This window comes from Acidithiobacillus sp., from assembly GCF_049965315.1.
In the GTDB taxonomy this organism is placed as follows: domain Bacteria; phylum Pseudomonadota; class Gammaproteobacteria; order Acidithiobacillales; family Acidithiobacillaceae; genus Acidithiobacillus_B.
In genome coordinates this window covers 34,789-46,470 of record NZ_JBMFWL010000006.1, presented here as the reverse complement: position 1 = coordinate 46,470, position 11,682 = coordinate 34,789, and the positions used below count along the sequence as shown (strand labels likewise).

The window sequence follows — 11,682 nt, the reverse complement described above, 5'->3', positions numbered from 1 at the left end:
CGGCAAAAATTCTATCTTGAACTAATACTACCCGACGCGGAAGCCCAGCGGAGAAAGACGTGATGAAAGCGAAACCCTGGCTGTATCTTGCCCTGTGCGCAGGCATCCTCGGCCTCGACACCCTGCCCGCCCTGGCGGCCGGGGCCGCCAGCGGGATCCAGATGGTGCAGAGTTACGTCGTGAAACCCGGCGACACGCTCTGGGGCATTGCCGGCCGCTTCCTGAAAAACCCCTGGGAATGGCCGCAGATCTGGCACCGGAACCCGAAGATTCATAACCCCAATCTCATCTATCCGGGGGATCGCATCCTTCTGGAGCGCAATACCCAGGGTCAATTGCAGTTCAGTGTCATCACCCTGCAGCCACGCATGGGGGTGGCGCCCTTGCCCACCATCGCCACCGGGGAAATCATGCCTTTTCTCGGCAATCCCGGGGTGATCGGCAGCAAACACGCCTATGAGGCGCTGCCTTACCTCGCCGCTGCCCGCAGTCAGCAAAGCATCTTCTCCGTCGGGGATCGCCTCTTTGTCAGCGGCCTGAAAGGCGCCCCCGTCGGCACCCGCTATAGCATCATCTCCCTCGGCCCCGAACTGCGCCGCCCCGGGGTGCAACAGCCCCTGGGTTATGCCTTGAACGATATCGGTGAGGCGGTCCTGCGCCGCAACGGCCCCGTCGGAGAGGTGGAAATCACCATGGCCAAGCGCGAGATCAGCCTGGGCGACCGCCTCGTCGTCCTGGCAAAGGGAAATATTCCCCACTATTTCCCCAGCACCCCCCGGCGGCCCGTCAGCGCCAGCATCATTGCCTCCATAAGCGGGGCTCCGGAGTTGATGACCGGTCAGGTAGTCATCCTTGATCAGGGCCGGGAGGCGGGACTGGAGCCCGGCAATGTGCTCCAGGTAACCAGCCCGCTCCCGGCCATGCCCAACGCCGTCAGCGGCAAAGCCTTTGCCCCCCCTCCCGAAGGAGTCGGCACGGTGATGGTCTTCCGGGTCTTTGCCCAGGTTTCCTACGCCGTCATCACCACCGCGCAGCGGGGCATAGCCATCGGCGACCAGCTCCGCAATCCACCATCCGCTACGGCCCAAGGCCCGGCGGGAGGAGCAGGCGCCGGGTGAGGGAGCAGGCCTGGCTCGCTCTCCAGCGTATCCCGGGCATCGGCTCGCGCACCCAGAGGGCCCTGCTGGACCGCTTCGGGGATGCTTCCGCCGTCTTCCAGGCCGGGGCCTCCGCACTCCGCGACCTGGGTCTGCGTCCGGCGCAGATCAGCGCCTTGCAAAAAGACCCTGCCGACCTCCTCGTCGCAGAGGATCGGCTTTGGCTGCAAGGCGCGGATAACCAGCTTTGCCGCTGGACCGATCATGACTACCCCGCCTTGTTGCGGCACATTCCGGACCCGCCCATGCTCCTCTACCTGCGCGGCCGGCGTGGTCTCCTGGGTCAGGCCATGCTCGCCATCGTCGGCAGCCGCAGCCCCAGCCCCGGCGGGGCCATCACCGCCGAAGCCTTTGCCAAGACCCTGGCCGGTACGGGCTTGGTCATTGTCAGCGGCCTGGCGGCGGGCATCGACGCCGCTGCCCATCGCGGCGCCTTGAGCAGCGGCACCATTGGCGTCATGGGCACCGGCCCGGACTGCATCTACCCGCGCAGCAATCTCGGCCTGGCCCGCGAAATGGCCAAGCACGGCCTGCTCATCAGCGAACAGCCCCCGGGCACGGGATCCCGGGCGGGACTTTTCCCGCGCCGCAACCGCATCATCAGCGGCCTATGCCTGGGGGTCCTGGTGGTGGAGGCGGGGGAAGCCAGCGGTTCGCTGATCACCGCACGACTGGCCGCGGAGCAAGGGCGGGAAGTCTTCGCCATCCCCGGATCCATCCACTCCTCCCTGTCCCGGGGGCCCCATCGCCTCATCCGCGAGGGGGCCAAACTGGTGGAGAGCGCCACGGACATCCTCGAAGAGTTGGGGCCGCTCCCCGGCGTGGTGCCCGGGATCGCCCCCCTGGACGGCGCTTCCTGGCAACCCCAAGACCCGCGCGAACAAGCGGTCTGGGAGGCCATGGACTATGCGCCCAGCGCACCCGAGCAAATAGCCGCCCGCGCCGGATTGACGCTGGCGGAGCTTTCGGCCATTCTTTTAGCCATGGAATTACAAGGTCGCATTGCCGCCAGTCCGGGCGGTTTCTTTTGTCGCCTCCCCTCCGCCCCATAAGGCCCTGGCATGGAAGACGTGCTCGATATCATTACCTACCTCCTGGATCATCTCGATGACGAAGATGACGAATCCCTGGAGCGCCATCTCCGTGCCGTCGGCTTTCCCGATGACGACATTCAGCGGGCGCTGGACTGGATGGCGGGCTTTGCCGGAGACGACCAGGACCCGGCCAACCGGCCGGCGCTGCGCGCCTATCACCCGCTGGAATTGCAGCGCCTGTCCGTAGGCAGCCGCGGGCGCCTCCACGAACTGGAGCGGCTCGGCGTCATCACCCCCGCCGTCCGCGAACGGATCATTGACCGCCTCCTCGCCCTCGACCTGGAAGACACCGATCTCCCTACCCTGGACTGGATCACCTTCATGGTGCTCGCCAACGAATCCGGACCCGAAGCCCTCTGGGTGGACGCCCTGCTCGGTAACGACGGCCAGCGACTCTTGCACTAAAGCAGCCCATGCCCCGTCAACTCGTCATCGTCGAATCCCCGGCCAAGGCCAAGACCATCCAGAAATATCTGGGGGAGGATTTCCAGGTCCTGGCCTCCTACGGTCACGTGCGCGACCTCCTCCCCAAGGAGGGGGCCGTCGATCCGGAACACGATTTTGCCATGCGTTATGTGCCCATCGAGCGCAATGAGCGTCATGTGGAGGCCATCGTCAAGGCCCTCAAGGGCGCCGACAAACTCTGGCTGGCCACCGATCCGGACCGCGAAGGCGAGGCCATTTCCTGGCATCTGCTGGAACTGCTCAAGGAACGGGGGCTCATGGGCCAGAAACCAGCCGAGCGGGTGGTCTTTCACGAGATCACCAAAAAAGCGGTGCAGGACGCCATCGCCCATCCGCGGGCCATTGCCATGGACCTGGTCAACGCCCAGCAGGCGCGCCGCGCCCTGGACTATCTCGTGGGCTTCAACCTCTCGCCGCTGCTCTGGCGCAAGGTGCGCCCTGGCCTGTCTGCCGGCCGCGTGCAGAGTGCGGCGCTGCGTCTGATCTGTGAGCGGGAAGACGAGATCGAGGCCTTCGTCACCCAAGAATACTGGACCATCGCCGCCCGGCTGCGCCATGCCGACAACGAGTTTGCGGGCCGCCTCACCCACTGGCAAGGCCGGAAGCTCGACACCTTCGACATCCCCAACGAAGAAAACGCCACGGCCATCCGCACGGAAATGGCCAATGATCTCGCCCGCCACCCACTGCAGGTCCTGGAGGTGGAGCGCAAGAGCCGGCAGCGCCAGCCCGCCGCCCCCTTCACCACCTCCACCTTGCAACAGGAGGCGTCGCGCAAGCTCGGTTTCTCCGCCAGCCGCACCATGCGGGTCGCCCAACAACTTTATGAGGGCGTCGCCCTCGGCGATGAAACCGCCGGCCTGATCACCTACATGCGCACCGACGCCGTCAATCTCGCCGAAGAGGCGCTGGCCAGCATGCGCCAGTTCATTGGCGGGCATTATGGCGAAGCCTTCCTGCCCGCTGCCCCGCGGCGCTACAAGACCAAGACCAAAAATGCCCAGGAGGCCCACGAGGCCATCCGCCCCACGGACATCACGCGCACCCCGGAGGCCCTTCAGGGCCGGCTGGAGCGGGATCTCTGGCGTCTCTATGACCTCATCTGGAAACGCAGCGTCGCCTCGCAAATGGCTGCCGCGCGCCTGGACCTCGTCGCCGTCGACCTCGGTTGCGGCAGCCATTGGACCCTGCGCGCTAACGGCTCGACGGTCACCTTTCCCGGCTTCCTGGCCATCTATCAGGAAGGGCGGGACGACAATGAAGAGGACGAGGGTAACCGCCTCCTGCCGCCTCTGGCGGTGGGGGATACGCCGGAAGTCCTCGGCATCGACACCGACCAACATTTCACCGAGCCGCCGCCGCGTTATAGCGAGGCCACCCTGGTCAAGTCCCTGGAGGCCCATGGCATCGGCCGGCCCTCCACCTATGCCAGCATCATCCAGACCCTGCAGAACCGCGAATACGTAGCCCTCGAACAGCGCCGCTTCCACCCCACGGACCTCGGCCGGGTGGTGGGACGCTTCCTCATCAACCACTTTGAGCACTACGTCAATTACGGCTTTACGGCCGCCATGGAAGACGACCTGGACGCCATTTCCCGGGGCGAGAAGACCTGGCAGCCCGTGCTCAAGGCCTTCTGGGGACCCTTCCATGCGCTCCTGGGGGAAAAGGCCAACGTCAGCCGGGCCGAGGCCACCAGCGAGGCCCTCGACGAAGCCTGCCCCACCTGCGGGCGCCCCCTGCTGGTACGCCTGGGCCGTCATGGCCGCTTCGTGGCCTGTTCCGGCTATCCCGAATGCAATTACACCCGCCCCCTGGAGGGACCGCGGGAGGAAGCCGAAGCCGTCGGCCGCGACTGCCCCGAATGCGGCAAGCCCCTCATTTACAAGACGGGACGCTATGGGCGTTTCATTTCCTGCAGCGGCTATCCCGAGTGTCGCTACATCGAACCCCTCAACAAGGCGAAATCCACCGGCGTTACCTGCCCGGCCTGCGGACAAGGCGAACTGGTGGAAAAACGCAGCCGCTACGGCAAGGTGTTCTATTCCTGCAGCACCTATCCCCAGTGCAGCTATGCCGTCTGGGGCCCACCCGTAGCACGCCCCTGCCCCCGCTGTGCCTGGCCCATCCTGGTCCAGAAGAGCACGCAGCGGCGCGGCGAGGAACTGGTCTGTCCCCAGGGCGAATGCGCCTTCCATTTTCCCGAAGGGGCCAGCGATGCCGAGATCGCCGGGCTCCTCGTCGGCTATGTCCCCCCGGAGCCCAAGGAAAAGCGCGCCCCGCGGCCGGTCAAGGCGGCGCCCGGCAAGAAGGCGCCAAGCACCAGCGCCGCGAAAAAAGCCGCCGCGGCAAAAAAACCGGCGGCAGGCACCGGGAAGGGAGCCAGCAAGCCGGCCGCGGCCAAGGCCAAGAAAAGCAAACCCTCCACCCCGGGTGCCGCCGCCAAACGCGCCCCCAAAGCCGTCAGCGGTTGAAGCGCCCATGACTTACGTAGTCACCGAAAACTGCATCCAATGCAAATATACCGACTGTGCCGAGGTCTGCCCGGTGGAGTGTTTTCACGAAGGGCCCAATTTCCTCGTTATCGACCCCGATGAATGCATCGATTGCGCCGCCTGTGTTCCCGAGTGCCCGGCGGACGCCATTTTTGCCGACGATGAGCTGCCGGCGGGGCAAAAAGACTTCATCGCCATCAACGCCAGGCTCGGTCGGAAGTGGCCCGTCATCCTCCGCAAAAAGGCCGCCCTGCCAGACGCCGAAGAGTGGAATGGCAAGCCCAATAAACGACCACTGCTCGCCGAATGAAGGGACAATGCCGATGTTCCACGTGAAACATGGCTAGGCCAACAGGATCACCTCCCATGCATGGAACGGCGGCCTCCGCCCAGGAAGGCCGGCCAGGCATCCTGCGCCTCTCGGGCGGGGTCTTCACCCTTTCCGTCCTCAGCCTGGAAAGCCCCGATGCGCAGCAACTGGCCACGCGCCTCCGGGAAGAACGCCAGCGCAACCCCGCCGCGGCCGCCTTGTTGAAAAACGCCCCGGTCGTGCTGGATCTCTCGGCCATCCACGGCGAGGCGTCCCTGGCCCTGGGAGAGATCCTCGCCGTCCTGCGCAACGCGCAACTGTTGCCCGTAGGCGTGCGCAATGCCGCCCCTGAGCAGCAGCAGCTCGCCAGCGAGCACCATCTGCCCATCCTGCGCGGCCAGGAGCGCCAGGCCGAGCCCGCAGCGACCCCGGCGGCGAGCGCTGTCCAGCAGCGCGGGACCCTGCTCATCGAACACCCCATCCGCAGCGGCCAGCGGGTATACGCCCGCGGCGGCGATCTCATCTGCCTCGGGGTGGTCAACGCCGGGGCCGAGATCCTGGCGGATGGCCATATTCACGTTTATGCTCCCTTACGGGGAAGGGCCCTGGCAGGGGTGTCGGGTGACGAGACGGCGCGGATCTTTTGCAGCGCCCTGGAGGCCGAACTGGTTTCCATTGCCGGACTCTATCGCATGCCCGAACCCCATCTGGAGCAATGGGGCCAGGCGAGCCAGGTTTTCACCACCAACGAACAGTTACACATCGCGCCGCTGGGCGGTCGCAATACTTGAGAGGAAAGCACCTTGGCTAGAATCGTTGTCGTGACATCCGGAAAGGGAGGCGTCGGCAAGACCACCACCAGCGCCGCCTTCGCCAGCGGCCTGGCCCTGCGCGGACACCGTACCGTGGTCATCGATTTTGACGTGGGCCTGCGCAATCTTGACCTCGTGCTCGGCTGCGAACGCCGTGTGGTATATGACGTCGTCAACGTCATCCATGGCGAAGCCCGCCTCCAGCAAGCCCTGATCAAAGACAAGCATTGCGAAAATCTGTATGTCCTCCCCACCTCCCAGACGCGGGACAAGGACGCCCTCACCCAGGAAGGCGTGGCCGCCATCATGGAGGAGCTCCGGCAGGACTTCGACTACATCGTGTGCGACTCGCCGGCAGGCATCGAGCGCGGCGCGCTGATGGCCCTGTATCATGCCGATGAGGCCATCGTCGTGACCAACCCGGAAGTCTCCTCGGTCCGCGACTCCGACCGCATCCTGGGGATCATCGCCGCCCGTTCGCGCCGTGCCGAGGCGGGGCAGGAGCCGGTCAAGGAACACCTGCTGCTCACCCGCTACGCCCCCAAACGGGTGCAAGGGGGCGAAATGCTCTCCATCGAAGACGTCCAGGAACTCCTGCGCATCCCCCTACTGGGCGTGATCCCCGAGTCCGAGAGCGTGCTGCAGGCCTCCAACCAGGGCATTCCGGCCATCCACATGAAGGGCACCGATGTCGCAGCGGCCTATGAAGACGTGGTGGCCCGCTTTCTCGGCGAGGATCGCCCCCTACGCTTTACCCAACCCGAAAGAACGGGATTTTTCAAACGCTTGTTTGGAGGCTGAGATGTCGCTACTGGATTATTTTCTCGGCACCCGCAAAAAGACCGCGAGCGTGGCCAAGGAGCGGCTGCAGCTCATCCTCGCCCATGAACGGGCCGCCGACGCCCCGGACTTTCTCCCCGCCCTCCAGGCCGAGCTCCTGGCTGTCATCGGCAAATATATCCCCGTTGATCAGGACAAGATCAAGGTGACCATGGAGCGGCGTGGCGATTACGAAGTGCTGGAGTTGAATATCCTCTTCCCCGATCAGCACTAGGAGCCCGCGCAAAAACGGCAGGACCGCTAGCGCCGGGGAAATGGCTCTGCCAGGCCCTTACATTTTTACCTCGGCCCAACCCGCGTTGTGGCGTTTCATCAACTCCGCCATGCCGCCGGCCACCACGGTCACTCCGGGGGCCAGATCGCGGGGCCGGATATGCAGCCGCTTCATGGACGTCTGGCAGGCTGCGAAGCGTACCCCGCGCATCTGCAGGATGGAGATCTCCATGGCGTCCGGAGCATCTTTCCGGAGCATCCGCAAACCCGGTCCCCAGGCCAGGACCTCCAGTCGGGCCGGCGGAATGCCAACCCGCTTGACGATGTGGGCCACCGCACCGAGGGTCATATTCCAGGCCGCCGGTTGCGCCGAATCCACTTCAAAGAGCATGCGATAGGGCCCGTTGCCCCAGGCCGGCTCCGCGGCACTCCACGCCGGCGCGAAACCCAGCAACATTCCCAGCCCCAACAGGATGGACACCCATCCCCCGCGCCACGCCCCCATCCTCTTCATAGATACCCCTCCTCTGCCACACCCCCGGCTGGCACGCCCCATTACTGCTGAGCTACACTGGCAGCAAAAAGCGAAGAGTTCCGGGGCCATCCCAAGCGGTTAACCCCTACTCCCCCGCGCCGTGCGCCAGCACATGATCCAGCCACTGGCTGGAGATCCGTTCCAGCAGACGGTTTTGCGTCTGCCGGGCGGTCAGGTTGTCCAGGTCTACCCAGGCGAGGGGCTGATCCTGCTCGGCGCAGGAGAACACCGCCCGGGTGCGCTGACCCGTTTCCGGATCGATCTGCCACTGCAGACACTGGGCGCAAACGCCCTTGAGCATGCACTGCATGGGGCTGCCCACCGTTGCCGTCGCCTGCAGATCGGCGCGGAAATAGGGCTGCAACACCCCCTTCAGGGCCTGCTGAAAGCCCTTGAGCAGGCCGGTGGAACCCATGACCATGAGGCGATCCACCGTCGCCAGCGCGATCCCCGCCCTACCCTCCGGGCCAAGCTCTCCGGCGCCATAGGCGCGCAGGAGTTCCACCATGTCCGCAGCTGCCACCGCGCAATCCTGGGGCCGCCGTGCCTGGATGCACGGTCCCGTCGCCGTACACCAGATGATCTGGTCCGCCGCCGCTTCCAGTTCATCCTGGTGATCCAGCTCGCTGGCCCGTCCCAGCGCCGCCACGTAGAGGACCCGGTTGCCCGCGGCGCGCAGGGCGGGGCCGATATCCAGCATCACGGCGGCCCCCCAGCGCCCGGCCACCACCAGAATGGTCTGCCCCTGGGGAATATGGGTGGGCGCCCCGGTGGGGCCCATGAGGACCAGCGGGTCCCCGGGCTGCAGGCGGCCCACGAGGCGTGGCCCGGTCCCCCATTGCAGGACCAGGAGGCGGATGGCATCCCCTTCCACCCCCGCTCCGCTCACCGTGAGCACCGGGATCTGCAGGCGCGTCCCCGATTGCATGGGGCTGGTAGCCTCGAAGGTCTGCAGGCGAAAGAACTGCCCCGGCCGGAAATTCCGTGCCGCCAACGGCGCGCGCACCCAGAGCTCGGCCACCGCCGGATTCGTCCGGTCGATGCGCAGCACCCGCGCCGTAAGGGCATCGGCCATCCGCGCGCGGAACGCCGCCAGGTCGTCGGCCAGCGCCGGCATGGCCTCGAGCACGGCCATGACCTGCGGGTAGGCGGCCTTGGCCGAAGCAATGGCCTTCACGACGCTGCCATGGAAGACCGGATGGGTATCGCCAATGAAGCTGATGCGCTGCCGGTCATGGGCATAGGAAGTGAAGGGGCCCGCTTCCGGCGCCTTGCAGTGGGCGGCCACCTGCACGGCCTGCAAGCCCTCCCCATGGGCGATGTGGGTCTGGAAATGGTCGCCGTCGAGGACGAAGGTGCCAGGGTATTCCCGCTCGTAAATGGTGTTGGGCACGGTCCCGGCGGCGATGAAGACCGCCCGCGCCGGCAGCTCCACCTCCGCGCTGCTGTTCAGCCACTGGCCCTCCACCTCGGTCATGCGCCGAAAGACCATGCGTTCGATATGCCCATAGACGTCCAGTTCGGCGCGCAGGGGGTCCAGGCCTTCGGCATAGAAAAGCCCTTCCTGCATGGCCTTGATGAGTTCCTCGTGATTGCGGGTATAGGCGGGCGACTGGCTCATCCCCTTGCGGTAGGCCAGGGTGACCCCGCCCCAGGCCTGCAGCAGCGGCACGAAATTGGGCAACTCCCCGGCCGCGGCGGCGCGCCGCCGTTCCGCGCGGACGGCCCGACCATGGGCCAGGAACTCTTCCAGGATCTGGCCGTCCTCCTGGGAGAGCCCTCCGTGCAGTTTCTCCTCGCCCAGGGTGGACGACATGGCTTCGTAGCGGTCGAGGACCTTCTCCACCTGCTTGATGTAGTAGGCCTGGACCTCCGTAGCCGTGTCCACCGCCGTCAGCCCGCCGCCGATGACCACCGCCGGCAGGCGCACCTGCAGATTGGCCAGACTGCTCTTCTTGCCCGCGCCGGTGAGCTGCAGCGCCATGAGGAAGTCGCTGGCCTGGCGCATGCCCCGGGCCAGGCTCTCGCCCATGGGCACGATGCGCGGCAAGCCCGCGCCGGTGGCGATGCAGACATGGTCGAAGCCCAGCGCCCAGGCATCCTCCAGGGTGATGGTCCCGCCCAGGCGCACGCCGCCAAAGAGCTGAAAGCGGGCGCGCCGCGCCAGGCTGAGATAGATGAGCTTGAGGAAATTCTTGTCCCAGCGCACGGTGATGCCATACTCCGCCACGCCGCCGAAGCCCAGCAGGAGCCGTTCATCCAGGTCTTCCTGCAACTCACTCCAGTCGCGCACCGGGGCATCGAGCCACTGGACGGGCAGCGGCTCGATCTTGAGCCCGTCGATGCCCACCACGGCACAACCCTCCTGGGTGAGGTGATGGGCCATGGTGAAGCCCGCCGGCCCCATGCCGGCCACCAGGACCTTGCGACCGCTATAGGGCCTGGGCAGATATTGGCGATCCCGCAGGGGGTTCCAGCGCGTGAAGAGATCGTAAATCTCCACCCCCCAGGGCAGGCCCAGCACGTCGGTGAGGACCCGGGTCTCGATCTCGGGGATATTCACCGGATCCTGCTTTTGATAGATGCAGGCCTTCATGCAGTCATTGCAGATGCGGTGACCCGTGGCGGGAACCATGGGATTGTCCACCATCACCATGGCCAGGGCGGCCACGCCGAAGCCGTCGCGCTTAAGCAGGTGCATCTCGGAGATCTTTTCCTCCAGCGGGCAGCCCGTCAGGGTGACCCCCAGGGGATCGATCTTCAGCCCCAGTTCCGGCACCCCCTTTTTCTCCGGGAAGCCTTTGGCACAAAAGTCGCCGTCGTGATCATGGCAATAGAGGCAATAATGGACCTCGCTCTGCACCCCGCGGGCGCCCATGCGCGTATCGGTGAGGTGAAACCCGTCGCGCCGGCGCCACTGCGCGGGCGGGGCCACCTGCACTTCCATGCAGGCCCCCCGCGGCAGGCGCTCCAAGGGCACCAAGTCCGTCGGATCCACCCGTTGCGGCAGGCGGAAACTGGGCCAGTCCGCCACCGCCTGCGCCGCTTGCGGGTCGTTCAGGGCCAGGGCGCACCACTGGGTCAGACCCTCCATTTCCGGCGCGAAGGCCCCTTCGTCCGCCAGCCAGATCTCCCCCAGACGGGCAATGGCCCATTCCCGGTCCCCAGCCGAAAAGCCGTGGCGCCGGATCTCCTCGTCCAGCCACTGCTGCAGGTCCGCAAAGGAACGGGGAAACTCGCCGCGGTAGCGGCGCGCCCGGCGCAGCACGAAGTGCTTCTTGAAGGCCATGACCACATCATGGCTGCGGGTTTGCGCCTGCAGCGCCGCTGCCTCCGCCTCGATGCGGAAAAGCCGGGCCACAAAGCTTTCCAGATGGGGCGCCACCGCCAGCAGCAGGGCACTGCGGGACTGGCCATCGCGGACCTCGGTCCCGAGCCGATACGCCAGCAAGCCATCGCGCAGGCCCGCATCCTGCTCGCCCAGATAGCGCAGGAAGTCGCCGTCCAGACGGGCCAAGCCCGCTTCGGTGAAAAGTTCCGAATAGCTAAAACCAAGGGGATTGAGCACCATCATCTCCTGCCGCAAGAAGGAAAAAGGCCGGTCACCATCCCACGTGAAAGCGACGGTACCGCCAATGGATCCAGGTTTCATCAAATTGTCATATTTCCCTGGCAATATATCACGAACAGCGCCCTGCGCAGATCATGACAACCCCGCCGGGCGCTGGAAGAAAACGCCCTCGGGCGGCGGCCCGCCATTT

General features: G+C 65.8%; 10 protein-coding genes. 8 read left to right on the top strand and 2 right to left on the bottom strand.

Annotated features, from left to right (window positions below; translation table 11 throughout):
• Positions 1 to 62: 62 nt before the first annotated feature.
• The 8 genes from ACP5MM_RS03015 to minE are packed head-to-tail and all read left to right on the top strand — an operon-like array spanning position 63 to position 7,387.
• Entirely contained in the window at positions 63 to 1,118 is a 1,056-nt protein-coding gene (locus tag ACP5MM_RS03015; RefSeq protein WP_427934105.1) for a LysM peptidoglycan-binding domain-containing protein, read from the top strand.
• The gene (gene dprA, locus ACP5MM_RS03010) at positions 1,115 to 2,209 is read left to right on the top strand and encodes a DNA-processing protein DprA (RefSeq protein ID WP_427934092.1); all 1,095 of its coding nucleotides are present in this window, start codon (positions 1,115 to 1,117) and stop codon (positions 2,207 to 2,209) included. The genes ACP5MM_RS03015 and dprA overlap by 4 nt, the downstream gene beginning before the upstream one ends.
• A gap of 9 nt (positions 2,210 to 2,218) precedes the next feature.
• Complete coding sequence (locus ACP5MM_RS03005) at positions 2,219 to 2,656, top strand: DUF494 domain-containing protein (protein WP_123102988.1); 438 nt, start codon at positions 2,219 to 2,221, stop codon at positions 2,654 to 2,656.
• A gap of 8 nt (positions 2,657 to 2,664) precedes the next feature.
• A complete protein-coding gene (topA, locus tag ACP5MM_RS03000; RefSeq protein ID WP_427931088.1) occupies positions 2,665 to 5,190 on the top strand; it encodes a type I DNA topoisomerase in 2,526 nt (841 codons plus the stop codon).
• A gap of 7 nt (positions 5,191 to 5,197) precedes the next feature.
• Positions 5,198 to 5,521: a ferredoxin FdxA gene (gene fdxA, locus ACP5MM_RS02995; protein ID WP_427931090.1), complete on the top strand. Its 324-nt coding sequence runs from the start codon at positions 5,198 to 5,200 to the stop codon at positions 5,519 to 5,521.
• 56 nt (positions 5,522 to 5,577) lie between these two features.
• Positions 5,578 to 6,312, top strand: a complete 735-nt coding sequence (gene minC / locus ACP5MM_RS02990; RefSeq protein ID WP_427934091.1) for a septum site-determining protein MinC — start codon at positions 5,578 to 5,580, stop codon at positions 6,310 to 6,312.
• A 12-nt stretch (positions 6,313 to 6,324) separates the two neighbouring features.
• Positions 6,325 to 7,134, top strand: a complete 810-nt coding sequence (minD, locus tag ACP5MM_RS02985; protein WP_427931093.1) for a septum site-determining protein MinD — start codon at positions 6,325 to 6,327, stop codon at positions 7,132 to 7,134.
• Position 7,135: 1 nt separating this feature from the next.
• Entirely contained in the window at positions 7,136 to 7,387 is a 252-nt protein-coding gene (gene minE / locus ACP5MM_RS02980; protein ID WP_123102978.1) for a cell division topological specificity factor MinE, read from the top strand.
• Between the two features lie 57 nt (positions 7,388 to 7,444).
• On the opposite strand, the gene ACP5MM_RS02975 is transcribed toward minE, so the two are convergent.
• Positions 7,445 to 7,900, bottom strand: a complete 456-nt coding sequence (locus ACP5MM_RS02975; protein WP_427931094.1) for a hypothetical protein — start codon at positions 7,898 to 7,900, stop codon at positions 7,445 to 7,447.
• A 106-nt stretch (positions 7,901 to 8,006) separates the two neighbouring features.
• Positions 8,007 to 11,495 (bottom strand): FAD-dependent oxidoreductase, encoded by a 3,489-nt coding sequence (locus ACP5MM_RS02970; RefSeq protein ID WP_427934090.1) that lies wholly within the window; start codon positions 11,493 to 11,495, stop codon positions 8,007 to 8,009.
• Positions 11,496 to 11,682: the final 187 nt, after the last annotated feature.

Excerpts from the sequence above, each read along its gene's own strand:
- ACP5MM_RS03015 (WP_427934105.1), top strand. The coding sequence starts at position 63 with ATGAAAGCGAAACCCTGGCTGTATCTTGCCCTGTGCGCAGGCATCCTC.
- ACP5MM_RS03005 (WP_123102988.1), top strand. The coding sequence starts at position 2,219 with ATGGAAGACGTGCTCGATATCATTACCTACCTCCTGGATCATCTCGAT.
- topA (WP_427931088.1), top strand. The coding sequence starts at position 2,665 with ATGCCCCGTCAACTCGTCATCGTCGAATCCCCGGCCAAGGCCAAGACC.
- fdxA (WP_427931090.1), top strand. The coding sequence starts at position 5,198 with ATGACTTACGTAGTCACCGAAAACTGCATCCAATGCAAATATACCGAC.
- minC (WP_427934091.1), top strand. The coding sequence starts at position 5,578 with ATGCATGGAACGGCGGCCTCCGCCCAGGAAGGCCGGCCAGGCATCCTG.
- minE (WP_123102978.1), top strand. The coding sequence starts at position 7,136 with ATGTCGCTACTGGATTATTTTCTCGGCACCCGCAAAAAGACCGCGAGC.
- ACP5MM_RS02975 (WP_427931094.1), bottom strand. The coding sequence starts at position 7,900 with ATGAAGAGGATGGGGGCGTGGCGCGGGGGATGGGTGTCCATCCTGTTG.
- ACP5MM_RS02970 (WP_427934090.1), bottom strand. The coding sequence starts at position 11,495 with ATGATGGTGCTCAATCCCCTTGGTTTTAGCTATTCGGAACTTTTCACC.